The sequence below is a fragment of the Olsenella sp. AGMB03486 genome (assembly GCF_040884255.1).
In the GTDB taxonomy this organism is placed as follows: Bacteria; Actinomycetota; Coriobacteriia; order Coriobacteriales; family Atopobiaceae; genus Olsenella_L; species Olsenella_L kribbiana.
Window position 1 is genome coordinate 89,885 of the sequence record NZ_JBEVTM010000001.1, and the last position, 26,980, is coordinate 116,864.

Genomic DNA, 26,980 nt, shown 5'->3' on the forward strand with positions numbered 1-26,980 from the left:
GGGATCCATGCCCGAGAAGATGTTCAACACCCATATCCAGTGGACAATCAGGAAGAAGGATGGCCGCAAGATCAAGATATACGGCGAGACGTCGATGCCCAGAGGCTTCGAGAGCGCTCCCTTCCCGCGTCCCACCATCGTAATGGCGCACGGGTTCGGCTCTTCCCATAAGTCCCTCGTGCCGTATGCCGAGGTCCTCGCCCAGCGCGGCTATGTCGTCTACAACATCGACTTCTGTGGCGGCGGACAGGAATCCAAGAGCGATGGCTCCTGGGAGGATATGAGCATAGAGACGGAGAAGGAAGATCTGCTGGCGGCTGTCGGCCTCATGCGTGAAGAGCCGTTCTGCGACCCGAAGTGCCTCTTCCTCTTCGGCGCCTCTCAGGGAGGGGTCGTCTGCTCTCTTGCGGCAGACGAGCATCCGGAGCTCTTCCGTGGCATGGTGCTCCTCTATCCTGCCTTCGTGCTGCATGAGGATGCATGCAGGGCCTATCCGGAAGGAGAGCCGCTGCCGGAGCATCTGGAAGCTCTCAGCCGTCCCGTCGGTGCGTCCTATATCGAGGCGGCACGCCGCTATGTGCCCGAGGAGCACATGTCCTATCCAGGGCGTACCCTGATACTTCACGGGGACAATGATGAGATCGTGCCTCTGGCCTCATCCGAGAAGGCTGCCGCCACCTTCCCGGCGGCGACGCTTCAGACCGTCGAAGGCGCAGGCCACGGCTTTTCGGGCGACGCACAGAAGAAGGCAGCCGAAGCTGCCTTCGATTTCATCTTCCATGTGCTGCATGACAAGGAGAAGAGCGCCTAGCAGGCTGCGGGCACCGGCTGCGCGAGTGCATGCTGGATGCGCAGGCTGTACTCGCGTGCATGATGGAGTGCGAATTCGAGCGGGTGCGCGTCGGGGAACTTCACGATCTTGGCGGTAGGGATTGCCTGCTCGACCGTGCGGATGTCCTGACGGCGGCGCTTCCTGCTTCCTTCGGCGTACCAGTACTCGACGGCCGAGCCGCCTCCGATGGGGCCCTTCGGCAGCTCATAGCTGTGGCAGGAGGCAGAGAGGTTCCAGACGCTTCTTGTCGAGATGCGCTGGAGTGTGCCGCAGATGATGCCGCGCTCCTCTTCAGAGGAGATGTGCTCGGCCAGCCTGCCGAGCCCCTTCGGTACCGAGAGCTTGGCTGCCTCGTAGGAGAGATAGTCTCTCGCTGCCTCGAGCTTCGATACGATCGAGGAGCCCTGATGGGGAAGGACGCCCTCGTCGATGATTGCATGCATGATGCGGATGCGGCTGTCGGCCAGAAGGCGCACGACGACAGATCCTCCGATATCGATGCCAAGAGCACCGAGGATATCGAGATAGCCACGGGCAATGAGCCCGTCTTCAAGCTCCTTTGCCGTGCGCTCGACGCTCCAGAAATCGCCGCCGTCCTGGAAATCATGGCCAGGAAGCACCGGCACGACGACGTGGTAGCGCTCGGAGAGCAGGCGGATGTCAGGAAGGAGCACGTCCCAGGTCACAAGCCTGGGCTGAACCACTAGAAGGATATCGGGAGAGTCTGTCCCGAATTCATGAAATCTCACTGCTTGTCACCTCTACATCCTTGAAAGACTAGACATAAGAAGCGCCGAGTGCAAGCACACGGCGCTCTGCGGAAGTCTTCTGTCAGGAGCGGAAGTGGCGGGGCGCTGCCGAAAGCGGCGACTGGATCGGCAGCTCTGCTTCGGCTTCCTCCTGGGCCTCGGCGGCACGGGCATCCCTGCCGACCGTCGAAAGCAGGCGGTCGAGGGCAAAGACGACGTAGCCGAGTGCCGTGAAGAAGGCATAGCCGCAGCCGACAAGCAGAAGGACATGCTCGGGGCCAATCTGCGTGACATCGAGCAGGGGATAGGGATAGCGTGAGACGCCCGAGATCTGGAAGTCTCCGGCAAGATCGATGCCTGTGCCGGCAACGAGGAGCTCCGTGATCAGGAGATAGATCAGAAGCGGGCAGGTCCAGACAAGCGGTCCCCACCCATGCATGAGGCCCTTCCGGTCGAAGAGGAGCCAGTCGGCGACGGCAAGCGCCGGAATTAGGTAATGGAGGGCGAAAAACGGGAAGTCCCAGCCGCAACCCCAGAAGGGACCGACCTTCAGAAGGAAGTGCGTGACGGTGCAGGTGACGACAAGGCACATCGTGAGCGCATACTTGAGGCTCGGCTCGATGACAGAGCCGCCACGGTCCTCCTTGCGATGCACGAGGACAAAGATCGCCTCGCAGAGCCAGTAGATGGCAGAAGCGGCGGCAATGAGGACAGCGAAGTAGTGGAGCCCCTCGAAATGCCAGGAGCCGCTTCTCCAGCCGAAGGTCAGGGCAAGCGCCAGGACGCACAGGGCAGAGATGGCAAGCTTCATCAAGAAGGAGAGGGAAGCGTGATGGATCCGCATGCAGAAGCTCCTTTCTGGGCGCGGCTACGTAAGCGAGAAGGGCAGGCGTGCCGCAAGACGGTTTGCAAGGTCGGAAGCGATTGCCGGCAGGCTCCTCATGGCATGGGCAGCAGACGGTACAAAGAAATAGAGGGCCACGAGCGCGTAGCACACGATGCGCCAGAAGAGGGCAGCACGCGCAAAGCTCCGCCTGTTCATGTTCTTGCTTGCGAAGGCAAAGATGAGGGAAGAGACAAGGCCTACGAGCGGAATGGCAAAGAGGATCGTGAATCCGATATAGCCGCCAGGCATGATGGGTTCGTCATCCGCCGAGAAGGCTGCGTCCTCTGCTGTGAAATGTCTGGGCATAGCGTGCTCCGATTCTGCTGCGATGATGAGGTGGTATCTACCATATAAGTCCTACTTCTTCCGTGTGGGCAGCCATCGGCAGACGGCAGACGGGAGCGATACCGTTACAATGGGGAAACGAGCTTGTAAGCGATCTGGCCTGCTTGCGTGTGGAGCAGGCGCCGATGCAAGGAGAGAGCGATGAAATATTTCGGTACGGACGGCTTCCGCGGCAGGGCCAATGAAGGCCTCAATGTCGAGCATGCGTTCAAGATCGGCCGCTATGTCGGCTGGTACTACGGAGCGAACCAGGGCAGGAAGGCCCGTGTCGTCCTCGGCAAGGATACCCGCCGTTCGTCCTACATGTTCGAGAGCGCCCTCATCTCGGGCCTCGTGGCATCGGGCGCCGATGTCTACATGCTCCATGTGATCCCGACGCCGGGACTCTGCTATGAGACGCTTGATGGCGGGTTCGACTGCGGCATCATGATCACGGCCTCACACAACCCCTACACGGACAACGGCATCAAGCTCGTGAACCATGAGGGCTACAAGATGGACGAGGATGTGCTCCTCAAGATCGAGGACTACCTCGATGGAAAGGTCGAGGTGCCGCTTGCGACCGGCAATGCGATCGGCCGCACGATCGACTACATGCAGGGCAGGAACCGCTACATCGCCTATCTGATTGCCTCCTGCGGCTTCAGCCTCCAGGGCATGAGGGTCGGCCTCGACTGCGCCAACGGCGCTGCTTCGAGCGTCGCCCGCCCGGTCTTCGACGCCCTCGGTGCCGATACCTACGTGATCAACAATGCTCCTGATGGCTTCAACATCAATGTCGACTGCGGCTCCACGCACATCGAGACGCTCCAGAACTTCGTGATGTACAACCGCCTCGACGTGGGCTTCGCCTACGACGGCGACGCTGACCGTTGCATCGCGGTCGACGAGAAGGGCGATGTCGTCGACGGCGACCTCATCCTCTATGTCTGCGGCACCTACCTCAAGAAGCATGGCAAGCTTGCCCATGATACGGTCGTCCCGACTGTCATGTCGAACTTCGGCCTCTTCCGTGCCTTCGACGATGCCGGCATCAAGTACGAGGCGACGGCCGTGGGCGACAAGAACGTCTATGCCTGCATGCGTGAGAACGGCTACTCGCTCGGCGGCGAGCAGTCCGGCCACATCATCTTCGGCGATATCGAGACGACAGGTGACGGCGTGATGACAAGCTTGAGGCTCATGGAGGTGCTGCGTGCCGAGAAGGAGAAGCTCTCCGAGCTCACGCGTCCGGTCAAGCGCTATCCGCAGCTTCTCATCAACGTCGAGGTCAAGGACAAGAATGCCGTGATGGAGGCTCCCGAGATCCAGGAAGCAGTGGCCGAGGCAGAACACTTCCTCGAGGGCAATGGCCGCGTGCTCGTCCGTGCATCCGGCACCGAGCCTCTGATCCGCGTGCTTGCCGAGGCACCGGAGCAGGATCTCTGCCAGAAGGCGGACGATATCGTGATCGAGGCGCTCGCACCGTACCGCGTCTAGCACGAACTGAAAGCAGCAAAGAGGCGGGGCGTCTGCATCTGCAGGCGTCCCGCCTCATCTTGATGCTGTCGTTCTGTGCTCAGACGCCGACCTTCTGCTTCGTCCAGACAAGGATGTCGCGCATCACATCGTCCGCATCGGTCTCGTTCAGGATCTCGTGGCGCATGTGCGCATAGATGTGCACGGAGACATCCTTCACGCCGGCATCGCGCGCCATCCGGGCTGCATGCTCGACGCCCTTGCCACAGGAGCCGACGGGGTCCTCGGCGCCTGCCACGAAGAAGACGGGCAGGTCCTTGTCCCACTTCGCGAAGCAGTCAGGAGAGCAGACGAAGCGGGTGATGGCAGAGACCGTCGCATAGCCGCCACAAGAGAATGGGAAGCCGCAGGCTGGGTCTGCGATATAGGCGTCGACGTTCTCCGTGTTGTAGCTCAGCCAGTCGAAGTCGGTCCTTGCATTCTTGATCTGCTTTGCATAGGCACCGTCGCCGAGCGAATGGAGCATCTCGAGGTAGGCATCCTCGCCGTGGCGCCTTGCCGCCTGCACAGCGAGGCCATGCATGAAGGCAGAGGCTGCAGGCGGGACGTGTCCCGTGCCGGAAAGGATGCAGGCCTTGAGGTCAGGGTCGCGGTAGGTTGCGAGGTAGGCACGGGCAAGATAGGATCCGAGCGAGTGGCCGAAGAGCACATGCGGTACGCCCGGCACCCTCTTCTCCATCTCCTTTGCCATGCGCCTGATATCGTCGACCATGATCTTGTCGCCGCCCTGGGCAGGAAGCTTGCCCCAGCGCTCTGGAGCTGCGCTCTCGCCGTGGCCTATCTGGTCATGGCCGCAGACGACGTATCCCGCATGGGCAAGATACTCGGCAAAGCGCTCGTAGCGACTGATGTGCTCTGCCATGCCATGGACGATCTGGAAGATGGCCTTCGGCTCGCCTTCTGGCCACACGATCTTTGCGTGGATCTGGGTGGTGCCGTCTGCACTCGGAAACGTGAAGCTCTCTTTCCTGAGCCCTGCGCTCGTGGATGTATCCAATGCGTGCCTCCCTGCAATCGCTCACGGACCCATCCTAGGCCGAAGCCTCTGATGCATACACGGAAGGCAGGCCAGACGGCACAAAAGACGGCGCATGCGGAAGGAAGGACAGGCAGGAAAAAGGGCCTGGAAAGAGCTTCCAGGCCAGAAGGAAACTATGCGTGCTTGGCTAGAGCGCGAGGTCTTCCGGACGCGCCGCGTCGTCTGGCGTACGCTCCTGCACGTAGCGGATGAACTCGCGGCGCTCCTCGTCTGTCCTGAGCTTTGCTGTGTATGCCATGTCTCCCATATCGTCGGCAAGGGCAGGGGAGATGCGGTCTGCCTCAACGAGGCGCTCTCCATAGGTCCGCCTGATATCGGCATCCGAGTGGACATAGCGGTGGCAGTCGCGCTGCGAGGCATAGACGCAGAAGAACTGCTCGCCTTGGGTCACGTCAGTCGCATCCTTCGTGACCATGTCGGCCCATATCTGGTAGACATCGCAGGAGTGTGCATAGTTCATCATGTTCGGCGTGTTGGATCCGGGCGGACGCAGGTTCACCTCGAGGCCGACATAGTCGCCGGCATCTCCCAGGCCTTCCTTGGCCTTATCGAGCCGGAAGAATTCCATGTGGGTGAAGCGGCTTCTGATGCCAAAGGACTTGCCGGCAGCGCGGCCGAGCTTCTGGAGCCTCGGATCGATCGCAGGAAGGCAGGTATAGGCCATATCGAGCTTCTCTTCGGCCACGCGTGCCATGCTCCTCGGGAACTCTTCCATGTTCTCGAAAAGGGGATTGGCGTGGCTGTCGAAGATGGCATCGTAGGAGCAGATGCGTCCCGAGACGAACTCCTCGATCACATAGCTGCCCTTCGGCCTGTCTGCAAAGAAGGCGGCAAGAGCTGCCTCGTCTGCAATCTTGCGGGCACCGAGCGAGCCCATGCCGACCTCGGGCTTCGCGAAGAGGGGATAGCCGACCTGTGCGGCGAACTGCTTTGCATCGTCGAGCGTCGAGGCCTTGATCTGGCGTGCTGTCGGAATGGACCCCATCGCATAGAGCGGCTTCATGCCGGCCTTGCTCTGCCAGACGGCCATCTGCGCGGTCGATGCTCCCGTCACGATATGGAAGTCATCGCGCAGGCGTGCATCCTGCGCGAGCCAGAATTCGTTGTTCGATTCGAGCCAGTCAATCTTTCCATATTTGTACGAGAAGAAGGCGACGGCACGGAAGACCTGGCTGTAGTCAGCGAGATTCGGTGTGTAGTAGTACTCGGTGAGCGAGCTCTTGAGCTCTGGTGCCAGCCCGTCATACGGGGCATCGCCAATACCGAGGACGGTGACACCGTTTCTCTGGAGCCTGTTGCAGAACTGCCAGAAGACAGGAGGGAACTGCGGGGATATGAAGACGAAATTCATGGACTACCTCTGACGAACATTCAGGACTCATTCATGCTAGCGCGTGCAGGACTACAGGCTTGTTACAGCAAGACATTACGCAATCTTTGCAGGATATGCCTTGCAGATGAAAAAAGGCCTGTCCCGAAGGACAGGCCCAGATGCATGCAACCGATGCGAGCTACTTTGCGCGGCGCGTGGAAGACCTGCGGGTCGTGGTCTTCTTCGTTGCAGGCTTTGCTGCGGTCTTGGAAGCGGTGGCAGCCGTCTTCTTCGCTGCAGGCTTTGCAGCCTTGGTGGCAGGCTTTGCAGCGGGCTCAGCTTTCTTGGCAGTGGGCTTCGCCGCGGGCTTTGCCGCTGCGGTCTTGGCGGGTGCTGTCTTCTTTGCGGGAGCCGGCTTTGCCTCAGCAGCTGCAGGAGCTGCCTTCGGCTCGGCCTTCTTTGCGGTAGGAGCTGGCTTCTCGGCTGCTTTGGGAGCAGGCTTTGCAGCTGCCTTGGGAGCAGGCTTTGCCTCGGCCTTCGGTGCTGCTGCAGGCTTCTCTTCCTTCTTCGGCGCAGGAGCAGCTTCCTTCTTGGCAGAGGCTGCCTCCTCGGCAAGCTCCTTCTTCACGTCTTCGAGGACGATCGGCAGGAAGTAGCGCATCTGCTTCTTCCACCATGGCCAGTCGTGGTTCACATCGTAGCCCCAGAAATCGCACCAGGCATTGATGCCCAGGCGCTTGAAGGAGGCGTCCATGTCGCGCAGGTCGGAAAGGCCATCTTCCCAGGCACCCTGGCCGACGCAGAAACAGAGCGAGCGGTGGTTGTAGAGGTCGATGTAGGGATGGTCTGCCGGCAGGTCATGGAGCATCTGGACCATATCGTTCATGTAGAGGTTCTCGTCCATCCAGTCGCCGAAGAAGAAGCTCGTGCGATAGACGCCGGAGAGCGCGATGCAGCCCTGGAAGAGGTCCGGACGGCGCAGCGCTGCAATAGCGGAGTGGGTAGCACCCATTGAGCAGCCGGTTGCGAGCGGGCGGAGGTCGGAGCCGTTCCTGTCATGGACATACGGTACGAGCTCGTCCGTCACGAAGCGGAAATAGTCCTCCTGGCGCTGGGAACGCCAGCTCTTATCGCCGTTCGTGTTCGACCAGGATTCCTGGTCGATGGAGTCGACGCAGAACAGCTGCACCTTTCCACCATCGATGTAGTCGGCAAGCTCGGAGATCATGCCGAAGTCCTCGTAGTTCGTGCACTTCGAGTCCTGGGTCTGGAAGACGATTATGGGGTATCCCGTCATGCCGTACACGATCACGCCGAGATCTTCGCCGAGCACATTGCTGTGGTAGGAAATTGCATCGCGGTACATGAAGCCTCCTCAGATAGCACATCAAACGCTGCCCATGGTAGCAGCACAAATGCCTGGAAGCCCTGCCTGTGCGCATCTCATAACAACAAATTTATAAACTAACGCTCAGATATCGGCGAATGAGCCGATTTCTCCGTCTACGCAAGGAAGAGCTCGAGGACAAGCACGGACAGGCAGCAGACAGCGGCGACAGCGAAGAGGCTCTTTCCCCGCCAGGATGCGTAGATGCCAAGGGCAAGCGCGGCTGCGCCTGCCAAAGGTGACTCCGTGCTCTGGAATATCGCCGGTACCGTCATGACTGCCAAGGTCACATAGGGGACGTAGAAGAGGAAGGACTTGAGGTAGGGGCTCTCGATGGGCTTCCTGATGAAGATTACAGGAAGGACGCGCAGAGAGACCGTCGCCGCTCCCATAGCCAGCACATAGATCCACATGTTCATGAGAGGGCCTCCTGTGTCTTCCAGGACTGGCGCTCCTGCGCGGCATAGCGGAATGTCGGCACTCCGTCATGCACCGGGAAGAGCCAGGCTGCAGCACCTGCAATCGCGAGCGTCAGGATGATCGTGCGCGTGCCGCTTGAGAGCTCCGAGATGATGGGAGCTGCATCGCAGAGCATGCTTGCGGCAAAGCTTGCGGCCACGACGGCGCAGACGGCCTTTTCCTGGTGCGCTGCCGGAATGATCACGGCGAGGAACATCCCGAAGAGGGCGACGGAGAGGGCAGAGAGGATGCGTGCCGGCAAGACATTGCCGAGAAGGGCGCCAAGGGCACCGCCGAGCGCCCAGCCGGGAAGCGCCGGCAGGAAGGAGCCGAAGGAATAGGCCGGGCAGACATTGCCCGGACGGGCGATCGTGAGCGCGAAGAGCTCGTCGGTATTGTCGTAGGCGATGAGCATGCGCTGCCAGAGCGGCGTCTTCGCATCGAAGCGCTGGGCAAGCGCGGCACTCATGAGGATGTAGCGGGCGTTTGCGATGAGGGTCACCGCTACGAGCTCGAGCACGGCTGCTCCCTGGGCGATCGAGGAAAAAGCGGCATATTCTCCCGCCGAGGCATTGCAGAGGAAGCTTGCGACGAGCGACTGCAGAGGGTCGAGCCCGGCCCCTGCTGCAGAGATGCCAAGAGAGAACGAGACGGCAAGGTAGCCGAGCGCAATCGGCACGCCGTCATGTGCGCCCTGCCAGAAGCAAGATGCTCTCCTTGCCTTCGATGCGCTTCTCTGAGCTGCTGCTGTCTTTTCCATGGTGCCTCCCTGCGTCGTTTTGCATACTTGTACGCCCCGGCAAACCATAAGTAAAACGATTGTATGTAATGGCATAATAAGCAGACCTAATGGAAGGAGCGCCATGAGAGCATCGCGTGCAGGGGTGTGCGTAAGGGTTGCCGAGAAAGGCAGCTTCACGGCAGTGGCCGAGGAGCTCGGCTATACGCAGTCTGCCATATCGCAGCAGGTACGGTCGCTCGAAGAGGAGCTGGGATGCACCCTTCTCGAAAGGCGCCGCGACGGCGTGCGGCTCACGAAGGATGGCTCGGTCCTCATGCCCTACCTCGAAGCCATAAGCCATGCAGAGGATGCTCTCTCGCGCCGGCAGCGGGAGCTCTCAGGCCTTGTCGGCAGCGAGATCTCGATCGGCACGTTCACGAGCGTGAGCCGAAACATCCTGCCTCCCCTCATGAAGGAGTTCAAGGAAGTCTGGCCCGAGGTCCATTTCGTGCTGCGCCAGGGGGAGTACACCTCGATTGCAGACTGGGTGCGCGAAGGGGAGCTCGACCTTGGCTTCACCGATATGGAGGATGCAGCAGGCCTCCAGCGTGTGCCGCTCCTCGCAGACGAGATGATGGCCGTCGTGCCGCATGGGCACCGGCTTGCAAGGAAGCGCACGGTATCGCTCGAAGACCTTGCGGCAGAGCCGCTCATCGTGCTCGACGAAGGCGAATCGTCGGTGGCGCTTCGTGCCTTCGAGCATGCTGGCATCACGCCGAATGTCGAATATACGGTCACGGACGACTATTCGATACTGCAGATGGTGAGGGAAGGGCTGGGCGTCACGCTCCTCTATGAGCTCATGCTCTCGAACTACGATACGGGCCTTCTCACGAAGCATGTGCGGGAGCGTCCGAAGAGGAACATCTGCCTTGCCTGGCGTTCGGACGAGACCCTGCCTCTGGCCTCGAAGCGCTTTGCGGAGAAGGTCATATCCTCCTCTGCAAGCTCGCCTTACCCGTTCGTCCGTCTGGTCCAGAGCTGAAAGCGCAGTGCCAATTGGTGCCTGATATGGCATGCAAGCGGCTTTTCCTGCAAGGTTTGTGATACGGTCTAGCTAGCTTTCCGCAAGCTTGAACCATCCGGAAGGGGGAATCCGTGTCCAAGAGATTCACGATCAAGAACCACCGGACCGGTTCCGCAGCACATGTGCTCGATATCTTCGATGCAGAGGGGCACATTGCCTACAATGCGAAGATACAGCTTGCAGGCGGTGTCGACCATATGATGCTGCAAGATCCGAATGGCAACGAGATTGCACGCTACCGGGTCCGTGCCTTCGAGGAGCGCGGCATGCTCATGGTGACGATGGCAGACGGCGTGCGCTTTGCGGCAAGCTTTTCAGGCGTCCACCATACGCCGCATCTTTCCGTGCCGGACTACGGCTGGAATCTCGACCGCTCGCCTGTGCGCGGGATGTATCACATCACGAACTTCAGGGGTGACAAGATCGCGACGGTCGTGCGTGGCGAGGAATCTCTCGGCAGCTATGTGGCAACGATCTCCGACTGCCGCCACACGGACGAGCTTCTTGTGCTCGTGCTTGTCGTGCGCTTCCTCCTCGAGCATCGCTGAAGTGAATAATTCGCATGATGGCAAGTCTTTATGCGCATGGATGAGAGCAAGTGTCGGAATTCTCAGGAATGTGTGGCCGTCGGCCGCTCCATTCCCACCGCTGCCGATTGGGGTGGCAAGGATGAAGCGTTTCCATTAGGCTCGAAGGTAGCGCGGCTCCAAGGCAGGCATTCCGGATGCAGGGAAGTGGTCACGGATGGCAATATTCTCGACAGATCAGGTGAAGGACAAGATCGAAGCGAAGCAGCATGAGCTCGGCACGGTGAAGCAGAGCATCGAGCTGGATCATGAAGAGCTTGCCATGCGCGACGATATCCGGAAGAACTCCGACCAGATGCTTGCCGAATATGCATCACGCGAGAAGGAGCTCGAAGCGACGCTTGCCCACGAGCAGAAGCTTCTGGGGAGCCTCGATATGGTGAGAAAGCCGTTCGAGGAGATGAAGGCCGAGCTTGCCCAGGGCAAGAGCGACTTCACGAAGGACGAGCGGGCGACGCAGGAGAAGAATGCGCGAGCGCTCGAGGAATCCGAAGAGAGGCTTCGCTCCTTCGACCTCACGCACACGGAGAGGCTCTCGGACGAGGAGAAGGAGCGCCGCCATGGCCTCGCCGAGGATGTGAAGCTCAGGAACCAGGCGCTTTCGGCTGCCGACGAGGCGCTCAGGCAAGCTGGGAAGCGCTTCGACGAGAGCCAGAAGCCCGTCTACGACAACATCGCTGCCGTCAAGAACAACCTCGACCGCCACCAGAAGGCCGTCCAGGATGCCCAGATCGAGCTCGAGGACATCGCGCTCAAGCGCGCCTATGTGACAGACTGCATCACGGACAACACGGGAGACGACGAGCTCCACAGCGTGATCCGCCGCAAGGAGAACAAGGCAGAGGCCATCCAGAAGGAGATCGAGAAGCTCGAGAAGCAGCAGCACGCCCATGAGAGCCTGATCCGGTTCCTCTGGGCGTGCCTGATCGTGTTTGCGGCCTTCCTGATCTTCGGCCTTATGCATGTGCTGGGAGACTAGCGCCTCTTGAAATAGATGATGAGCTGGTAGACGCCGAAGACAAGGCAGCCGACGCCGAAGATGACGGCGGACCAGAAGTCAAGACCGGAGAAGGTCTGGTTCATGCCGTAATAGGCAAGGATGGCTGCTGTCGCAAAGCAGACGACGGCATAGCCGATGCGGCGGCTCGTGCGCTTCTGACGCCTGCCGCACTCGAGCACCTGCTCGCTTTCGGAGAGCTTCGGCTCCTCGGCCTTCTTGAGGGCCGGGATGAAGCTCAGGTAGAAATAGCCCGACGTCAGGATATAGAGCCCCGCGAAGAGGGCAATGCCGATCCAGAGCGAGGTCGTAGCACCGAAGATCGCTGCAAGCGAGACTGCGAAGATCGTGCGCTGGCGGTCGAAGAAGGCGAGCTGGCGCATCTTCGACTCGGGCACATAGTAGTACTGGTGGAGATAGTCGTTGTAGTAGACATTCCTGCCGGACTTGTCCACCCTCACGACGTCGTCGAGCTGAGGCGAGGCTTTCTTCGTCGCCGAGCCGGTCGTGGTCTTTCCTTTCGCCATTCCAAACCTTTCTGTCCTGTCCAGGCTGTCGGGCCTGTCTGCTAATATGGGTACATCCGTTCGAAGAAAGGAGCTCCGTGGCAGGCACGCAGAAGCACTATCTGTGCATAGACCTGAAAAGCTTCTATGCCTCTGCCGAGTGCATCGCACGCGGGCTCGATCCCTTCACTACCAATTTAGTGGTAGCAGACCCCACGCGCACCGAGAAAACGATATGTCTGGCTGTTTCTCCGGCGATGAAGAAGCTCGGGGTCCCGGGGCGCTGTCGCGTGTTCGAGATTCCCAAAGGCATCGATTACATCATGGCTCCGCCCCGCATGCGCTACTACATGGAGAAGTCGGCCGAGATCTACGGCATCTACCTCAGGAAGATCGCTCCGGAAGACATCTTCGTCTACTCGATCGACGAGGCCTTCTTCGATATCACGCCCTATCTGTCGCTCTATGGGATGACCGCACGCGAGCTCGGCGAGGCGCTCAGGAGCGAAGTTGCAAAGGAGACAGGGATCACCGCGACCTGTGGCCTTGGCACGAATCCCTACCTCGCAAAGATTGCCCTCGATATCACGGCAAAGCATTCGGATGACTTCTTCGGCGAGCTCGACGAGGAGAGCTTCAGGGCGACGCTCTGGAACCATAGGCCGCTCACGGACTTCTGGCGCATCGGCCCTGGCATCGCGAGGCGTCTCGCCGAGATGGGGATACACACGATGGGACAGCTTGCGCATGCCCCGACAGAGCCGCTCTTCCGCGAGTTCGGGAAGGACGCCGAGATCTTGATCGACCATGCCTGGGGCATCGAGCCCGTGACGATGGCAGATATCAAGGCCTACAAGCCGCAGGCGCATTCCCTGAGCTCGAACCAGGTCTTCGGCTGCGCCTATGACGCAGAGGATGCGCTCCTCGTGCTCAAGGAGATGGCAGATGCGCTTGCCCAGCGGCTCACGGAAGGCGGCTTTGTTGCAGGCGGCATCTCGGTCTTTGTAGGCTATGCGATCACGGAGGAGGAGCGCGAATATGCGCGGGAGAGAAGGCGCCTCCACCGCTATGGCCCCGGCGCTTCGGGCTCGATGTCCTTCCTCGTGCCGACAAGCTCCTCAAGGAAGATCCGGCAGGCGGCAGAGGCGATCTTCCACGACCGGGTGGATCCCGAGCGGCAGATCAAGCGCCTCGGCATCGGTGCCTTCGAGGTCGCTCCTGAGGATGCGAAGGGCGCGCAGATGAGCCTCTTTGCTGAAGAGGAGACAGATGAAGGCGAGCTTTCGCGCCAGCGGACTGTGAACGATATCAGGCAGCGCTTCGGCAAGAATGCGATCCTGAAGGGCATGGACCTCATGCCGAAGGCGACAGCGCGCGAGCGCAACAGCCAGATCGGCGGACACAGATCGGGAGATGAGAACGATGGGGTCGAAGACGTCTGGCGCAGATAGGCCAGGGCGCATCCGCTATGGGCATCCGTCCATGAGCGCAGCAGAGCGGGCAAAGATCTTCATGCCGTTCGATGCGCTGCCGGAATACCGGGGCCTCCTCAAGAAGAAGGAAGAGGAGATCCGCGACAGGCAGAAGCGCGGCCTCATATGAGAAGAGCCTGCTTGTGCAGGCTCTTCGTCAGGCGTTCATGAGATGGTGGCGGGCAAACCACTGGGCAAGAGAGCCCGACACAAGGGCATCGGCAAACTCGTCTTTCGGCACCCAGCGGGCACGGTCGACCTCGCGGTTGAGATGGAAGTCTTCCGTCCTGGCCCGGCAGACGAAGTTCGAGATCAGCGTGTTCGTGCGGGCATAGAACTGGCTTGCATTGAAGCGGAGGTCCGAGACGTCGAGCGCTGTCTCCTCTTTGACTTCGCGCCTGACGGTTTCCTCGAGGCTCTCTCCCTGGGAGACGTATCCAGCCACGAGCACGCCGTGCTTGCCATACTGGTCGATTGCCAGGATCCTGGTCCCGTCAGGGGAGTAGACGATCGTGCTGATGGCAGAAGAAAATGCTGGATAGCGCCATGCATTGCAGGTCGGGCACCACGGCTCCGGGCCGTCTTCTGGCTGCTCCTTCAGCACGAGCTCAGATCCGCAGATGCTGCAGTAGCGCTCATGCGGAAGCGCGATGCCGTCGTTGCCGTGCCATTGAGGCAGCATCTCTTCTTCTGCCATTACAGGGTCTCTCCGGCCTTCTTCGGCCTGCCGTCGAAGTCCTTGCCATGGGTGATGGATTGGGCTTTCTGAGCATCGAAGCCATCATCGAGGAAGCACTTGAGATCGCACTGCAGCTCGCCCTGCGTGCCGTAGTAGAGATCCCAGAAGCTTGCCGTGTGCTCATGGCCCGTATAGGGATCGGTCCACGTCTGGTGCTCCCTGTTCTCGAAGACAGAGGAGGCTTCCTTCCTTGCCCTGTGTGCCATGGCCCGGTAGAGCGAATGGCGGCGGTGCAGGATATTGACCTCGATCGCAGAGGCGATCTGGGACTTCGCATCGGTCAGGTGCGGTGCCCTCATGAGGCGCATGAGGGTCCTGTGGGCATTGATGGCGCCAGAGAAGAGCGTGTGCGGCACGACGAGCCCATAGACCTTCAAGAGCATGTAGCGATACATCCTGTCGCAGATGCCGAGGATGCGCTCGGTGGCATCGAGGCACTCATGGGCCGGGTGGAAGGTCTCGACGGTCTTGCCGGACTTCGTGTAGAGCACCATCTCGTCGAGGTCGCGCTCGACCTCTGCCGTGACGACTTTCGCATCGCGCTCGTCGAGGCCTTCGACGCCTGCCTCGCAGATGCCGCGGGTCCAGCTTGCCACAAACGGTCCGACCCTCGAATCGAGCTCGAAGTGGCTGATATAGCCTGCCACATAGGCACGTCCCGTCGGCCTCTCATGGTCTGAGAGGTAGGCAAGCGAGCCCTTGAAGGCGGCGATGCACTCCTCGATCTTCTCCGTGTGGAGGAGCTTCGCGATATTGCGGTATTCCTTGAGGCGCGGATCGAGATCGAGCGACTCGAAGGGATCGGGGCCCTGGCAGCCCAGAAGATAGGCCTTGCGCTCCTCATCGGATTCGCTCTTGAGCGAGTTCGCTGCCGTGAAATACATGTCCTGCCCGTAGAAGTAGTGCGTGATGATGGCTGGCATGCAGAAGCCCTCCTGTCAATGGTCGTCTGGCCTTGTCGCACTCTACAGTATCGGACATACACGGGCTCCGTGGCGCCGGATGCGTCGAAAAAGCACTAACCTCCGTGTGCGGCAGCAAGAAAGGGCATAAGGTCCTGCCGCCTCCTTTCTGCGCTGGACACTCAGAAGAGGAGATGTCCGGCACCAGACACATGAAAGTGCATCTGTATGAAAGGTTCGAGCAGCTCAGATGTGCCGTGCAGATGCTGGACAGAAGCGGCTGAAAGATTCATGGGGATAGCTGGGATTTGGGCAGAGGGCAGCATCGGCGCGAGCAGCGCCGTGGGCATAATGAAGCGAGAAGACAGAAGCTGCCAGATATTCAGATATCTGCATTGCAGCATTTGCATGAAGGATCTCCGGCTGAAAGGCGGCCATGCTCGAACTCTCCCATATCTCCAAGTCGTATACGACCGGCACGTTCACGCAGAAGGCGCTCGACGATGTGTCGCTCGCATTCCGTGACTGCGAATTCGTCTCCATTCTCGGACCCTCCGGCTCGGGCAAGACGACGATGCTCAACATGATCGGCGGCCTAGACCACTTCGACGACGGCGACCTTCTGATCGACGGCATCTCGACGAAGCGCTACCGCGACCGCGACTGGGACACCTACCGCAACAACAGGATCGGCTTCGTGTTCCAGAGCTACAACCTGATTCCGCACCAGACGGTCCTTACCAATGTCGAGCTGGCGCTCACGCTCTCAGGCGTCGGAGCGTCCGAGCGCGAGAAGAGGGCGAGGGAAGCGCTTTCCAAGGTCGGTCTTGCCGAACATGCCGACAAGAAGCCCTCGCAGCTCTCGGGTGGCCAGATGCAGCGCGTGGCGCTAGCCCGTGCCCTTGTGAACAACCCTGAGATCGTGCTGGCAGACGAGCCGACAGGAGCTTTGGACTCCGAGACCTCCGTCCAGGTCATGGATCTTCTGAAGGAGGTTGCCCAGGACCGCCTCGTGATCATGGTGACGCACAACCCCGAGCTCGCACGCCGCTACTCGACGCGCATCGTAGAGCTCAAGGACGGCACGATCAGATCCGATACCGACCCTTATGACCCGTCTCTTGATGCCACGCACAGGGCTGCAAAGCCTCCCCGCAAGACTGCGATGTCCTTCCTCACGGCACTCGGCCTCTCGTTTGCGAACCTCATGACCAAGAAGGGAAGGACCTTCCTCACGGCCTTCGCCGGCTCCATCGGCATCATCGGCATCGCTGCGATCCTGGCGCTTGCGAACGGCGCGAACGGCTATATCGAGGATACCGAAGAGAAGATGCTCACGGTCTATCCGCTCCAGATCCAGGGCACGAGCTTCGATATAACGTCCGTCCTCTCGTCGGTGAATGGCACGGCAGGCTCGTCTGGCTCATCTGGCAGCTCCTCTGATGATGGCTCTTCCGATTCCGGCATCAAGGAAGCGCCGACAATCACGAACATGTTCAAGAGCGTCGGAAAGAACGACCTCAGATCGCTCAAGGAATACCTTGACGCCGATGGCGGAGGAATCCGTCAGCATGCCCGCGCCATCCAGTACTCCTACGACGTGAAGCCCGAGCTCTACCTCGAGAATGCCAATGGCACGGTCACGGAGGTGAATCCCGAGTCTTCGTTCACGCAGCTCGGACTCGGTGTCTCCTCCTCGATCTCCTCGAGCATGACCTCGCAGACGAGCGCGTTCCATGAGCTCATGGACGATACCGACCTCATCAAGAGCCAGTACAGCCTCGTGGCAGGTGAGTGGCCGCAAGCTGAAGACGAGCTCTTGGTCGTTCTCAGGCCTGATGGCACGCTTCCCGATCTCGATGCCTTCGAGCTGGGCCTTCGCGACCACAGCCAGCTCGACTACATGGTCTCGACGCTCACGAACGCCGAGAGCTCCTCCACCGAAGAGTCCGCGATCGATGCAGAAAGCGGAGCGAGCTACTCGACAGACGATATCCTGGCGGCTCACCTCAAGCTTGTCTATCCGACCGACATCTATGCCTATGACGAGCAGTACAGGATCTGGACAGACCGCTCGGATGATGCGGACTTCATGAAGACGCTTGTCTCGTCTGGCAAGGACATCCATGTTGTCGGCATCGTCCAGGCAACAGATTCCTCCTCTTCGCTCGATCCGGGCATCTACTACACGAGCGCCCTCACGAAGGATGTGATGGCACACGCAGCAGATGCCGACATCGTGAAGCAGCAGCTGGCAGATCCTCAAACCGACGTCTTCACCGGCAAGACCTTCGCCGAGGAGGCGGCAGGCACGGCAGGGGAGGATATCGATCTCTCGAACCTCTTCAATGTGGATACGGATGCCCTCAAGGCCTCGTTCTCGTTCGATACCTCGAAGCTCGACCTCGATCTTTCCGACCTCGACATGTCGTCCATGCGGACGCCCACGATCGATGTGCCGGCACTCGACCTTTCGTCTGTCGATATGTCTTCGCTCGACCTTTCCGGCATCGATGTCTCCTCGTTCAGCACGGACGAGATCAAGGAGCTCCTTCCTGACTTCTCCGATATCGATGTGCGGGAGCTCGTCTCCGGCCTCGATATCAAGTTCGACCAGACAGCGGCCCAGGCACTCACAGCCGAGCTTGTGCGAGGCTGGCAAACCTACATGCAGGAGCATCCAGACGCCCAGGTCCAGGACTACTTCCTCCTCGACAGCACGAAGAAGGAGATCGAGGACGGCGTACGCAAGATCGTGAACTTCGATGAGATCGAGAGCCAGATAGAGCAGCGGCTCTCCGGCATCGTCGACGAGAAGATCCAGAGCTCGGTCGCAAAGGCCCTGGAGTCCCAAATCGTGTCCCAGCTGGCAAGCCAGGTGGAAAGCCAGCTCGAGGCAAAGATCACAAGCGCCCTCACGTCCTACATCCAGTCTGCCTTCTCCTCTGTCATGCAGCAGACCTCTGCTGCTATCGAGACCCAGCTCACGAGTGCCCTCCAGACAAGCATGGGCAGGCTTCAGGCCTCGTTCCCGAATGCGATCTCGGTCGATGGGGACAAGATCAAGAGCGCCTTCAGCCTCAATATCGACGAGACGCAGCTCAAGGAGCTCATGGCCGGCATGCTCTCGAACTCGAGCGCCAGCTACGACGACAACCTCGCAAAGCTCGGCTATGCCGATCCTGCAACGCCTTCAGAGATCGACATCTATCCGGGGGACTTCCAGGACAAGAACAAGGTCATAGAGATCCTCGACGACTACAACGACCAGCAGACCGATGAGGCGAAGAAGATCAGCTATACCGATATCGTGGGCACGCTCATGCAGTCCGTGACCCATATTGTCGATATGATCAGCCGCATCCTCATCGCCTTCGTCTCGATCTCGCTCGTCGTGTCTTCGATCATGATCGCCGTGATCACCTACATCTCCGTCCTCGAGCGCAAGAAGGAGATCGGCATTCTCCGCGCGCTTGGCGCGAGCAAGCACAACGTGAGCTCTGTCTTCAATGCCGAGACCGTGATCGAGGGCTTCATCTCTGGCCTCATGGGCATCCTGATCACGCTAGGCGTCTCGGTCCCGGTCAATGCCTATGTGCTTTCGGTCTACGATGTGCCGAACATCATGAGGCTCTCCTGGCAGTCGGCATTAGCATTGATCGGCATCTCGGTCCTGCTCACGTTCCTGGCGGGCCTCATCCCGTCGAGGAAGGCAGCCCATGAAGATCCGGTCGAGGCGCTGAGAAGCGAATAGACTCCGCAGACACCCCTTGTCTGTCCGTCCGGAGATGGCATATTGCAGCCATGCCGCCCGGTGCTTCACCCTTGAGATGGGGAGAGCGCCGGGCGGCTCTCTGTGTGGAGTGTGCAGAAAGCTTTGCATCTGTCTTGTCAGATGACATGACGGCTGCCATACTGCCAACTCGGCGCTGGATACGAGAGGGGATTCATGGACACGAAGACCACAGGCACGATGGCTGCGCGCATCGCCGCGCTCAAGAAGGAGCAGGATGCCGTCATCCTTGCCCACTACTACGTGAAGGACTCTGCACAGGAAGTGGCAGACTATATCGGCGACTCCTTCTATCTGAGCAAGCTTGCTGCCGGACTCGACTGCAAGACGCTCGTCTTTGCTGGCGTGCGCTTCATGGCAGAGAGCGCAAAGCTGCTGTCGCCCGAGAAGCGTGTCCTCATGCCCGAGCCGAAGGCTGACTGCCCGATGGCGCACATGGTCGTGAAGGAGACGGTCGATAACGCTCGTACCGAGTACGGAGACGACCTCGCTGTTGCCTGCTATGTGAACTCGACGACCGAGATGAAGGCATGGTCCGATGTCTGTGTCACCTCCTCGAATGCCGTGAAGATCGTGCGCAGGCTGCCCCAGCACCACGTCCTGTTCATTCCGGACATGAACCTCGGCCGCTATGTGGCTGACCAGGTGCCGGAAAAGCATGTGATCCTGAACGACGGATTTTGCCCGACGCATGAGGCAATCGAGCTTGCCGAGATCGAGAAGCTCAAGGCCGCGCATCCTGATGCCGTGGTCTGCGCCCATCCTGAATGCACGCCCTGGGTCGTCGAGGCAGCAGACTATGTCGGTTCGACCTCAGGCATCATCAAGCGCGTCGCCGAAGGCGAGGAGAAGTCCTACATCATCGCTACCGTGATTGGCGTCCGCCGCACGATCGAGCAGAAGATTGCCGGACAGGGCAAGGAGATCTTCTTCCCTGAGACGACGCCCATCTGCCCGAACATGGCAATGGTGACAGGCGAGAAGATCCTCTCGTGCCTCGAGACCGGGTCGGGCGAGATCGAGGTCGATGACGCTGCGACCGAGGGCGCACGCCGTGCGCTCAGGCGCATGCTGGAGCTTGCGAAAGACTAGGAGCCATGGAAACAGAAGAGACTATCGAGGCGGCCCGCACAGCAGAGCCGCAGGACGAATCATGCGATGTGGCGATTGCGGGGTGCGGCGTCGCAGGACTCTTCTGTGCCCTGACGCTTCCTGCCTCCGCCCGCATTGTCATGCTCTCGAAGGGCACGCTCGAGGAATGCGATTCGATGCTTGCGCAGGGCGGCATCTGCGTCCAGCACGACGATAACGACTACAAGGCATTCTTCGAGGATACCCTTCGGGCAGGACACTATGAGAACCGCCGCGAATCCGTGAAGATCATGATTCAGGAGTCGCGCCCGACGATCAAGCGCCTCATCGACTACGGCGTGGAGTTCGCACGCACTTCCGATGGCAGCCTCGCGTTCACGCGCGAAGGCGCGCACTCACGCCCGAGGATCCTCTTCCACGAGGACATCACGGGCAAGGAGATCACGACAAAGCTTCTGGCACAGGTGAAGAAGCTCAAAAACGTCGAGATTCTCGAGAACACTGAGTTGGTCGACCTCATCGAGCGCAAGGACCAGAATGGTACGCCGTACTGCGCAGGCCTTGTGGCTGTAAGGCGCGACGGCACGGTGCTTCGCCTGCATGCGCACCATACGCTTCTTGCCACGGGTGGCATCGGCGGCCTCTTCACGCACAGCACGAACTATCCGCTGCTCACGGGAGACGGCGTGCGCATCGCAAAGGAGCACGGCGTCGCGCTCGAGCATACCGACTACATCCAGATCCATCCGACGAGCCTCTGGACGACGAAGCTTGGCAGGAGCTTCCTGATCTCCGAGTCCTGCAGGGGCGAAGGCGCGGTGCTCCTGAACGGCAAGATGGAGCGCTTCACCGATGAGCTCCAGCCGCGCGATGTGGTGTCTGCTGCCATCCACGAAGAGATGAAGAAGGAAGGCACGAACCACGTCTGGCTCAGCTTCAAGAACATCGATGAGCAGACGATCCGCCACCACTTCAAGCACATCTACGAGCACTGCCTCGAGGAGGGCTACGATATCACGAAGGAGCCCATCCCTGTCGTCCCCGCCCAGCACTACTTCATGGGCGGCATACATGTCGGCGAGGATTCCGAGACGACCATGAACCATCTCTTTGCAGCAGGCGAGACAAGCTGCAACGGCGTGCACGGAAAGAACCGCCTTGCCTCGAACAGCCTGCTCGAGAGCCTTGTCTTCTCTGCCCGTGCTGCAAAGAGGATGATCTCTGACCAGAAGGAATTCGGCTCCTGGATGCTCGAGCCGAAGAAGACGGCACCTGCCGCACCTACAAGGAGGATCGAGATGGACGAGACCATGAAGCACCCTGCCGTGGGCGAGCCGAGGCCGCTCACGCCGAGCTATCAGAAGGGCCACAGCATGGATACCTCTTCGCTGGGCCTCATGATTGACAACCACATCAGGGAGGCGCTTGCCGAGGATATGCCCTACGGCGATGTCTCGACCGAGGCTGTCATGCCCCGTGCCCGCCGTGCCCGCGTGCAGCTCATCTGCAAGCAGCAGGGCATACTTGCCGGCATCGATATCTACTTCCGCGTCTACAAGCTGCTCGATGCCTCTGCCGTGATGGTGGCCCGTGCCGGAGACGGCGACGAAGTCATGCCTGGCCAGGTCATCGCCGAGGTCGAGGCAGATGTAAGGGCACTGCTCTCGGGCGAAAGGACCGCCCTCAACTACCTGCAGCGCATGAGCGGCATTGCAACCTATACGCATGAGATGGTGCAGGCGCTCCAGCAGGCAGGCGCCAAGGCGACGCTCGTCGATACGAGGAAGACGACGCCTGGCATGCGCTACTTCGAGAAGATGGCAGTGAGAATCGGCGGCGGCACGAACCACCGCTTCGGCCTCTCTGATGCTGTCATGCTCAAGGACAACCATATCGCCGCTGCTGGAGGCATCCGCCAGGCTGTGGCAGCAGCGAAGAGGAGGAGCCCCTTCATCTACCGCATTGAGGTCGAGTGCGAGACGATTGCCCAGGTGAAAGAAGCAGTCGCCGCACACGCTGATGTCATCATGCTCGACAACATGACGCACGAGCAGATGAAGGAGGCCATCAAGATCATCGATGGCCGTGCCCTCACAGAGTGCTCCGGCAACATCACGCTCGAGAATGCTCCCCAGATGGCAGATCTCGGGATAGACTACATCTCGAGCGGGGCGCTGACGCATTCTGCCGGCATCCTCGATCTCAGCAACAAGAATCTGACGATGCTGGAGTAGAAGCGATGGGAATGGACGGCGCAGCAAGGCGCAGGCAGATCGTGGCAGCACTCGAGGGGAGCGCGCGTCCGCTCTCTGGCAAGGAGCTTTCTGACATGCTCCGGGTGAGCCGCCAGGTCATCGTCCAGGATATCGCGCTCCTTCGGCATGAAGGCCACGAGATCGTGGGGCTCCATACTGGGTATGTGCTCCGCGAGGAGAGGAAGGGGCTTCGCCGCCTCATCAAATGCCACCACACCGACGATCAGCTCGAGGACGAGATGGATATCGTTGTAGATGCCGGGGCCACGATGGAGGACGTGATCGTAAACCACAGGACCTACGGCGTCATCTCGGCCCCGCTCGGTGCCAGGAGCAGGCGGGATGTCCAGGGCTTCCTGGAGGGCATCCATTCAGGGGTATCTTCGCCCCTCATGCTCCTCACAGATGGCTACCACTTCCACCATATCAGCGCGCCTTCCGAGGATATCCTCGATGCGGTCGAGGAGAAGCTGAAAGACCGCGGCTATCTCGTGCCGATCGAGACATGGGAGAGAGACGATATCGAGAGGCACACGAAGCGCTAGAAGCTGCATAAGACAGATGAAAAGGAAGGCCAGGGCGTCTGCCCTGGCCTTCCTGCTATCGATCGGGATCTGTCCGCCGGCTCGCTTACGCCTTTGCGTGCGCGTCTGCCGGGACCTTCAGCATGAAGATGAAGCCGACGACGAAAAGTATTGCGATCGAGAAGACGCCGAGGTTTGCCATGCCCGTGAGCTGCGTCATGACAGCGACAATGAGCGTGCCCATGATGTCGGAATACTTGCCGAAGATATCGAAGAAACCGAAGTACTCGTTCGAGTTCTCCTTCGGGACGAGCTTTGCGAACTCGGAGCGGGAAAGCGCCTGGATGCCGCCCTGGAAGAGACCGACGGCCATGGCCAGGATCCAGAAGTCGATCGCGGTCTGGAGATGGAAGGCAGCGTAGAACGTGATGCAGCCGTAGGCGACGATGCCGACAAGGATCATCTTCTTCGTGCCGACCTTCGTGCCGAGCTTGCCGTAGATGATGGCAGAGGGGAAGGCAACGAACTGCGTTGCGAGGAGCGCCAGCAGAAGCTGCGTCGAGTCGATGCCGAGCTGGGAGCCGTAGCTCGTGGCGAGATTTATGATCGTGTGGACGCCGTCGATGTAGAAGAAGTAGGCAATGATGTAGTAGAGCATCGGCTTGTTGGCGGCGATGCTCTTCATCGTCTTGCCGAGGCCTTGTATTGCCTTCGAGACAGCATGGCGCTCGAGCGGCTTGTAATGTGTCTGGTCGACGTTTCTGAGCATCGGGATCGTGAACGCGAGCCACCAGGCTGCAGTGACGATGAAGGAGAGCTGCATGCTTGCGCGGACGGAGATGTCGAAGGGGAGCAGGAGCACGATGGCAAGGCAGCAGATGAAGGGCACGCACGAGCCGATGTAGCCCCAGGCATAGCCCTGGGAGGAGACCTCATCCATGCGCTCGTCTGTCGTGGCATCGACGAGCAGCGAGTCATAGAAGACGAGCGAGCTGTTCAGCATGATCGAGGAGATGATATAGATCACGAGGAACGGCAGCCACGTCGTGGGGATGCCAAGGGCACAGGTCGCGATGACGCCTGTGCCGACCGTGCCGATGATGAACTTCTTCTTCATGCCCTGCATATCGGCAAGAGAGCCCAGGAACGGCATGAGGAGGGCAATGACGAGGGAAGCGATCGTCTGGGCGTAGCTCCAGGCGACAAGCGCGTTTCCTTCTGCCAGGCTGTTGAAATAGATCGGGATGAGCGCTGTCGAGAGCAGGACAAGTGCCGAGTTGCCGACGTCGTAGACAATCCAGCTCTTCTCGCGTTTCGTGAATTTCTGTGCCATAGGTCTTCCGCCTTCCACCGTGTCGTGCACGGTCCCTCTCAAGCAATGGGATAGACTCGTGTGCCATGGACTTTCTAGCGAAATGCGCACCTCCGCATCCGGAGATGTGCGTTGGGGTAGAAAACCCATGAACACAGTACGGTAACGTCTTACCGGACTGAAGGCCTGAACTGGTAAGCGGCAGGTCTTGTTTCGGTAAGGATCATGTGAGGAGCTTCCATGCCTGCAATAATGACGCACGATTTCTTCGGCAAGGACGTCTACGACGAGTGCTTTTCGACGATCGGCATGACGGCAGACGAGCGCGATGCGTTCCTTCTCGGCAACCAGGGACCGGACCCGCTCTTCTACACCCTCATCGATCCTGCGCTCAAGGACTTCCGCAATGTCGGCGACGTGATGCACCATGAGAGGCCGACGTCGCTCATCTGCGCGATGCGCCTGGCCTATGAGGCGCTCGACAGCAGCGACCGTGCAAGCGGGCGTGCCTATGCGCTCGGGTTCCTCTGCCACTATCTCCTCGACTCCGCGATGCATCCGCTCGTCTATGCCGAGCAGTATGCGTTCTGCGATGCTGGCGTCGAGGGGCTTGACCGTTCCGCCGGCTCCTATGTGCACGCAGAGATCGAGCGAGACTTCGACGAGATGGTGCTCTATACGAAGCTTCACCGCACAGTCCAGACCTACAAGCCCTACCGCGAGGTGCTGCGCCTCGACGAGCCGGCGCTCGAAGCCGTGGGCCGCATGTATGCGCTCGTGCTCCAGAGCGTCTATGGCCTCTATGCGCCGCAGAACCTCTATGTGAAGGCTGTGCATGACTTCCGCGTCGTGCAGCATCTGTTCTATTCGAAGAATGGCCAGAAGGCAGGAGTGCTCGGCACTGTCGAGAAGCTTGCGACAAGAAAGCCGTATTCGCTCGAGCGCGCGATGGCGCACCGGGCCCGCGCGGAGGAGACGAGCGACTTCGACAACAGGGGCCACGCTTCGTGGACGAATCCGTTCACGAAGGAGGAGTCGACCGATTCCTTCTGGGACATCTATGACGCAGCCAGGAAGCGCGCTTCGTCTGCGCTTGCGCTCTTCGCCGATGACAGCTTCACGCTCGCGGAGGCAGCAGAGCTCACGGATGGCCTCAATTTCTCGGGCCAGCCAGCGGAAGGTTAAGGGAATAAATTATGCGTCTGGGTTCGGACGGATACGCCGAGCGGCCATATAAATCCGTGAATGGCGACACCGTCTTACTTGACAAGGTATCTACCTGCACTTTTTCTGACCTGTCACAAGAAAGAGATGCCAGAGCGAGATTGTCGGGTTTCGCGAAGGGCGCTTAGGGTATCATAGACAACGCGTTCTTAAGGGCGCAGGTATCGCGCGCAAGCGCACTGTGTTTTGCCCTGTCAGGGCAAATGAAAGAAAGGCACGTCATGGCTCAAGGTACTGTTAAGTGGTTCAACCCCGACAAGGGCTACGGCTTCATCTCTCGTGAGGACGGCGACGATCTGTTCGTCCACTACTCCGAGATTCAGATGGATGGCTTCAAGACCCTGGACGAGGGCCAGGCTGTGGAGTTCGACATCACGACCGGCCAGAACGGCAAGCTCCAGGCTTCCAACGTTCGCAAGATCTAGTCTCAGACAAGACATATCTCTGTGATGCCCGAGAGGCTCCTCTTCGAGGAGCCTCTCGTTTCATATAAAGAGGGATTGTGCTGTCAGGCGTTTCCGACCTAGTCTGTGCCGAGCGGGATGTCGCGCCAGTCTTCGAGATAGATGTCAGCGATGCGGCGTACCTCGTTCGTGTCCTGGAGGGCATCGCCTGAGCAGACGGCACAGGTCGTGCAGCCGGCACGGTGGGCTGAAAGAAGGGCTTCGGCGAGGTCCTCGAAGACGATGCAGTCAGATGGTGCCACGCCGAGCCTCTTCGCTGCCTCCTCGTAGATGTCGGGGAAGGCCTTCGAGCGTGCGACCTCCTGCCCATAGACCTTCACGGGGAACCACTTCTGGATATCGATCCTGTGCATGGACTCGAGGAGATCGGGCGTGTTGGTCGTTGCGAGCGCATAGGGGATGTGCGCTCGCTGGAGCGCTTCGAGGTACTCTGTCACGCCAGGCCTGAGCACGGCCTTCGTTATGTAGAGCGCTCGGCTCATGCGCATCCACTCCTCCACGATATCGTCCGGATCCTCGTCGAGGTGGTAGCGCTCGACCGTATAGCGTGCCCCCTCATGGAACCCCAGGGCCGAGAGCTGGCGCGGATAGTCGACGGTATAGGGGATGGCGCGCTTTGCAAGGAAGGCGCGGTCCACCTCCTCCCAGAGAGACGCCGTATCGGAGACGGTGCCATCGAAATCGAAGATGGCGGCCTTCTCGGGGAGCGGCCAGAGCCTCTCGGGCGCTGCCGGCGCCAGAGCTTTCTTGTCAGGCGAAGATGAACTCACGGTAATGA

Annotated in this window: 26 protein-coding genes; 13 read left to right on the plus strand and 13 right to left on the minus strand. The window is 60.0% G+C overall.

The annotated features are described in order from the left end of the window. Positions 1 to 7: 7 nt before the first annotated feature. Positions 8 to 811 (plus strand): alpha/beta hydrolase family protein, encoded by an 804-nt coding sequence (locus ABVS03_RS00385; protein ID WP_368017556.1) that lies wholly within the window; start codon positions 8 to 10, stop codon positions 809 to 811. On the opposite strand, the gene ABVS03_RS00390 is transcribed toward ABVS03_RS00385, so the two are convergent. The 3 genes from ABVS03_RS00390 to ABVS03_RS00400 all read right to left on the minus strand — a co-directional run bounded on the left by ABVS03_RS00390 (position 808) and on the right by ABVS03_RS00400 (position 2,773). Continuing rightward, complete coding sequence (locus ABVS03_RS00390; protein WP_368017557.1) at positions 808 to 1,581, minus strand: alpha/beta fold hydrolase; 774 nt, start codon at positions 1,579 to 1,581, stop codon at positions 808 to 810. The two genes, ABVS03_RS00385 and ABVS03_RS00390, sit on opposite strands and share 4 nt — an antisense overlap. Before the next feature lie 82 nt (positions 1,582 to 1,663). After that, entirely contained in the window at positions 1,664 to 2,425 is a 762-nt protein-coding gene (locus ABVS03_RS00395) for a Pr6Pr family membrane protein (protein ID WP_368017558.1), read from the minus strand. A gap of 24 nt (positions 2,426 to 2,449) precedes the next feature. Continuing rightward, a complete protein-coding gene (locus ABVS03_RS00400) occupies positions 2,450 to 2,773 on the minus strand; it encodes a hypothetical protein (protein ID WP_368017559.1) in 324 nt (107 codons plus the stop codon). A 180-nt stretch (positions 2,774 to 2,953) separates the two neighbouring features. On the opposite strand from ABVS03_RS00400, the gene glmM reads away from it, so the two are divergent. After that, positions 2,954 to 4,291 (plus strand): phosphoglucosamine mutase, encoded by a 1,338-nt coding sequence (gene glmM / locus ABVS03_RS00405; RefSeq protein ID WP_368017560.1) that lies wholly within the window; start codon positions 2,954 to 2,956, stop codon positions 4,289 to 4,291. A gap of 79 nt (positions 4,292 to 4,370) precedes the next feature. On the opposite strand, the gene ABVS03_RS00410 is transcribed toward glmM, so the two are convergent. The 5 genes from ABVS03_RS00410 to ABVS03_RS00430 all read right to left on the minus strand — a co-directional run bounded on the left by ABVS03_RS00410 (position 4,371) and on the right by ABVS03_RS00430 (position 9,287). Further along, positions 4,371 to 5,327, minus strand: coding sequence for an alpha/beta fold hydrolase (locus tag ABVS03_RS00410; protein WP_368017561.1), 957 nt, complete (start codon positions 5,325 to 5,327; stop codon positions 4,371 to 4,373). A 169-nt stretch (positions 5,328 to 5,496) separates the two neighbouring features. Then, positions 5,497 to 6,720 carry an acetyl-CoA carboxylase biotin carboxylase subunit family protein gene (locus ABVS03_RS00415; RefSeq protein ID WP_368017562.1) on the minus strand — a complete coding sequence of 408 codons (1,224 nt, stop codon included), beginning with the start codon at positions 6,718 to 6,720 and terminating at the stop codon, positions 5,497 to 5,499. A 160-nt stretch (positions 6,721 to 6,880) separates the two neighbouring features. Next, positions 6,881 to 8,047 (minus strand): esterase family protein, encoded by a 1,167-nt coding sequence (locus ABVS03_RS00420; RefSeq protein WP_368017563.1) that lies wholly within the window; start codon positions 8,045 to 8,047, stop codon positions 6,881 to 6,883. 137 nt (positions 8,048 to 8,184) lie between these two features. Further along, complete coding sequence (locus ABVS03_RS00425; RefSeq protein ID WP_368017564.1) at positions 8,185 to 8,487, minus strand: AzlD domain-containing protein; 303 nt, start codon at positions 8,485 to 8,487, stop codon at positions 8,185 to 8,187. Then, positions 8,484 to 9,287 carry an AzlC family ABC transporter permease gene (locus ABVS03_RS00430; RefSeq protein ID WP_368017565.1) on the minus strand — a complete coding sequence of 268 codons (804 nt, stop codon included), beginning with the start codon at positions 9,285 to 9,287 and terminating at the stop codon, positions 8,484 to 8,486. Before ABVS03_RS00430 ends, ABVS03_RS00425 begins: the two co-directional genes overlap by 4 nt. Positions 9,288 to 9,390: 103 nt before the next feature. Here ABVS03_RS00430 and ABVS03_RS00435 point away from each other — a divergent pair, with 103 nt between their 5' ends. The 3 genes from ABVS03_RS00435 (at position 9,391) to ABVS03_RS00445 (ending at position 11,901) form a co-directional block, all read left to right on the plus strand. Continuing rightward, positions 9,391 to 10,293, plus strand: coding sequence for a LysR family transcriptional regulator (locus ABVS03_RS00435; protein ID WP_368017566.1), 903 nt, complete (start codon positions 9,391 to 9,393; stop codon positions 10,291 to 10,293). Between the two features lie 113 nt (positions 10,294 to 10,406). Beyond that, a complete protein-coding gene (locus tag ABVS03_RS00440) occupies positions 10,407 to 10,883 on the plus strand; it encodes a hypothetical protein (RefSeq protein ID WP_368017567.1) in 477 nt (158 codons plus the stop codon). Between the two features lie 196 nt (positions 10,884 to 11,079). Then, positions 11,080 to 11,901: a hypothetical protein gene (locus ABVS03_RS00445; RefSeq protein WP_368017568.1), complete on the plus strand. Its 822-nt coding sequence runs from the start codon at positions 11,080 to 11,082 to the stop codon at positions 11,899 to 11,901. Here ABVS03_RS00445 and ABVS03_RS00450 read toward each other — a convergent pair. Continuing rightward, the gene (locus ABVS03_RS00450; RefSeq protein WP_368017569.1) at positions 11,898 to 12,446 is read right to left on the minus strand and encodes a hypothetical protein; all 549 of its coding nucleotides are present in this window, start codon (positions 12,444 to 12,446) and stop codon (positions 11,898 to 11,900) included. The genes ABVS03_RS00445 and ABVS03_RS00450 overlap by 4 nt on opposite strands. A 77-nt stretch (positions 12,447 to 12,523) precedes the next feature. On the opposite strand from ABVS03_RS00450, the gene ABVS03_RS00455 reads away from it, so the two are divergent. Together ABVS03_RS00455 and ABVS03_RS00460 are read left to right on the plus strand one after the other, a co-directional pair. Then, complete coding sequence (locus tag ABVS03_RS00455) at positions 12,524 to 13,876, plus strand: DNA repair protein (protein ID WP_368017570.1); 1,353 nt, start codon at positions 12,524 to 12,526, stop codon at positions 13,874 to 13,876. After that, the gene (locus tag ABVS03_RS00460; protein WP_330970943.1) at positions 13,848 to 14,027 is read left to right on the plus strand and encodes a hypothetical protein; all 180 of its coding nucleotides are present in this window, start codon (positions 13,848 to 13,850) and stop codon (positions 14,025 to 14,027) included. Before ABVS03_RS00455 ends, ABVS03_RS00460 begins: the two co-directional genes overlap by 29 nt. Positions 14,028 to 14,054: 27 nt before the next feature. On the opposite strand, the gene ABVS03_RS00465 is transcribed toward ABVS03_RS00460, so the two are convergent. Next, positions 14,055 to 14,594 (minus strand): NUDIX domain-containing protein, encoded by a 540-nt coding sequence (locus ABVS03_RS00465; protein WP_330970944.1) that lies wholly within the window; start codon positions 14,592 to 14,594, stop codon positions 14,055 to 14,057. Next, a complete protein-coding gene (locus ABVS03_RS00470) occupies positions 14,594 to 15,559 on the minus strand; it encodes a hypothetical protein (RefSeq protein ID WP_368017571.1) in 966 nt (321 codons plus the stop codon). The genes ABVS03_RS00465 and ABVS03_RS00470 overlap by 1 nt, the downstream gene beginning before the upstream one ends. A gap of 415 nt (positions 15,560 to 15,974) precedes the next feature. On the opposite strand from ABVS03_RS00470, the gene ABVS03_RS00475 reads away from it, so the two are divergent. From ABVS03_RS00475 to ABVS03_RS00490, 4 genes are all read left to right on the plus strand, one after another. After that, entirely contained in the window at positions 15,975 to 19,292 is a 3,318-nt protein-coding gene (locus ABVS03_RS00475; protein WP_368017572.1) for an ATP-binding cassette domain-containing protein, read from the plus strand. A gap of 195 nt (positions 19,293 to 19,487) precedes the next feature. Then, entirely contained in the window at positions 19,488 to 20,423 is a 936-nt protein-coding gene (nadA, locus tag ABVS03_RS00480; RefSeq protein ID WP_368017573.1) for a quinolinate synthase NadA, read from the plus strand. A 5-nt stretch (positions 20,424 to 20,428) separates the two neighbouring features. Then, positions 20,429 to 22,657, plus strand: coding sequence for an L-aspartate oxidase (locus ABVS03_RS00485; protein ID WP_368017574.1), 2,229 nt, complete (start codon positions 20,429 to 20,431; stop codon positions 22,655 to 22,657). 11 nt (positions 22,658 to 22,668) lie between these two features. Continuing rightward, complete coding sequence (locus ABVS03_RS00490) at positions 22,669 to 23,223, plus strand: transcription repressor NadR (RefSeq protein ID WP_330970949.1); 555 nt, start codon at positions 22,669 to 22,671, stop codon at positions 23,221 to 23,223. Positions 23,224 to 23,308: 85 nt separating this feature from the next. Here ABVS03_RS00490 and ABVS03_RS00495 read toward each other — a convergent pair whose 3' ends face one another. Then, entirely contained in the window at positions 23,309 to 24,535 is a 1,227-nt protein-coding gene (locus ABVS03_RS00495) for an MFS transporter (RefSeq protein WP_330970950.1), read from the minus strand. A 219-nt stretch (positions 24,536 to 24,754) separates the two neighbouring features. Here ABVS03_RS00495 and ABVS03_RS00500 point away from each other — a divergent pair, with 219 nt between their 5' ends. Further along, positions 24,755 to 25,699, plus strand: a complete 945-nt coding sequence (locus ABVS03_RS00500) for a hypothetical protein (protein WP_330970951.1) — start codon at positions 24,755 to 24,757, stop codon at positions 25,697 to 25,699. Between the two features lie 260 nt (positions 25,700 to 25,959). Beyond that, positions 25,960 to 26,163: a cold-shock protein gene (locus tag ABVS03_RS00505; protein ID WP_154434155.1), complete on the plus strand. Its 204-nt coding sequence runs from the start codon at positions 25,960 to 25,962 to the stop codon at positions 26,161 to 26,163. 98 nt (positions 26,164 to 26,261) lie between these two features. Here ABVS03_RS00505 and ABVS03_RS00510 read toward each other — a convergent pair whose 3' ends face one another. Beyond that, complete coding sequence (locus ABVS03_RS00510) at positions 26,262 to 26,972, minus strand: HAD family hydrolase (RefSeq protein WP_368017575.1); 711 nt, start codon at positions 26,970 to 26,972, stop codon at positions 26,262 to 26,264. Positions 26,973 to 26,980 lie beyond the last annotated feature (8 nt).

Bases quoted from the DNA above. Each gene is read 5' to 3' on its own strand.
- ABVS03_RS00385 (WP_368017556.1), top strand. From the start codon at position 8: ATGCCCGAGAAGATGTTCAACACCCATATCCAGTGGACAATCAGGAAG.
- ABVS03_RS00395 (WP_368017558.1), bottom strand. From the start codon at position 2,425: ATGCGGATCCATCACGCTTCCCTCTCCTTCTTGATGAAGCTTGCCATC.
- ABVS03_RS00400 (WP_368017559.1), bottom strand. From the start codon at position 2,773: ATGCCCAGACATTTCACAGCAGAGGACGCAGCCTTCTCGGCGGATGAC.
- glmM (WP_368017560.1), top strand. From the start codon at position 2,954: ATGAAATATTTCGGTACGGACGGCTTCCGCGGCAGGGCCAATGAAGGC.
- ABVS03_RS00415 (WP_368017562.1), bottom strand. From the start codon at position 6,720: ATGAATTTCGTCTTCATATCCCCGCAGTTCCCTCCTGTCTTCTGGCAG.
- ABVS03_RS00420 (WP_368017563.1), bottom strand. From the start codon at position 8,047: ATGTACCGCGATGCAATTTCCTACCACAGCAATGTGCTCGGCGAAGAT.
- ABVS03_RS00425 (WP_368017564.1), bottom strand. From the start codon at position 8,487: ATGAACATGTGGATCTATGTGCTGGCTATGGGAGCGGCGACGGTCTCT.
- ABVS03_RS00430 (WP_368017565.1), bottom strand. From the start codon at position 9,287: ATGGAAAAGACAGCAGCAGCTCAGAGAAGCGCATCGAAGGCAAGGAGA.
- ABVS03_RS00435 (WP_368017566.1), top strand. From the start codon at position 9,391: ATGAGAGCATCGCGTGCAGGGGTGTGCGTAAGGGTTGCCGAGAAAGGC.
- ABVS03_RS00445 (WP_368017568.1), top strand. From the start codon at position 11,080: ATGGCAATATTCTCGACAGATCAGGTGAAGGACAAGATCGAAGCGAAG.
- ABVS03_RS00450 (WP_368017569.1), bottom strand. From the start codon at position 12,446: ATGGCGAAAGGAAAGACCACGACCGGCTCGGCGACGAAGAAAGCCTCG.
- ABVS03_RS00460 (WP_330970943.1), top strand. From the start codon at position 13,848: ATGGGGTCGAAGACGTCTGGCGCAGATAGGCCAGGGCGCATCCGCTAT.
- ABVS03_RS00465 (WP_330970944.1), bottom strand. From the start codon at position 14,594: ATGGCAGAAGAAGAGATGCTGCCTCAATGGCACGGCAACGACGGCATC.
- ABVS03_RS00470 (WP_368017571.1), bottom strand. From the start codon at position 15,559: ATGCCAGCCATCATCACGCACTACTTCTACGGGCAGGACATGTATTTC.
- ABVS03_RS00475 (WP_368017572.1), top strand. From the start codon at position 15,975: ATGCTCGAACTCTCCCATATCTCCAAGTCGTATACGACCGGCACGTTC.
- nadA (WP_368017573.1), top strand. From the start codon at position 19,488: ATGGACACGAAGACCACAGGCACGATGGCTGCGCGCATCGCCGCGCTC.
- ABVS03_RS00485 (WP_368017574.1), top strand. From the start codon at position 20,429: ATGGAAACAGAAGAGACTATCGAGGCGGCCCGCACAGCAGAGCCGCAG.
- ABVS03_RS00490 (WP_330970949.1), top strand. From the start codon at position 22,669: ATGGACGGCGCAGCAAGGCGCAGGCAGATCGTGGCAGCACTCGAGGGG.
- ABVS03_RS00495 (WP_330970950.1), bottom strand. From the start codon at position 24,535: ATGGCACAGAAATTCACGAAACGCGAGAAGAGCTGGATTGTCTACGAC.
- ABVS03_RS00500 (WP_330970951.1), top strand. From the start codon at position 24,755: ATGCCTGCAATAATGACGCACGATTTCTTCGGCAAGGACGTCTACGAC.
- ABVS03_RS00505 (WP_154434155.1), top strand. From the start codon at position 25,960: ATGGCTCAAGGTACTGTTAAGTGGTTCAACCCCGACAAGGGCTACGGC.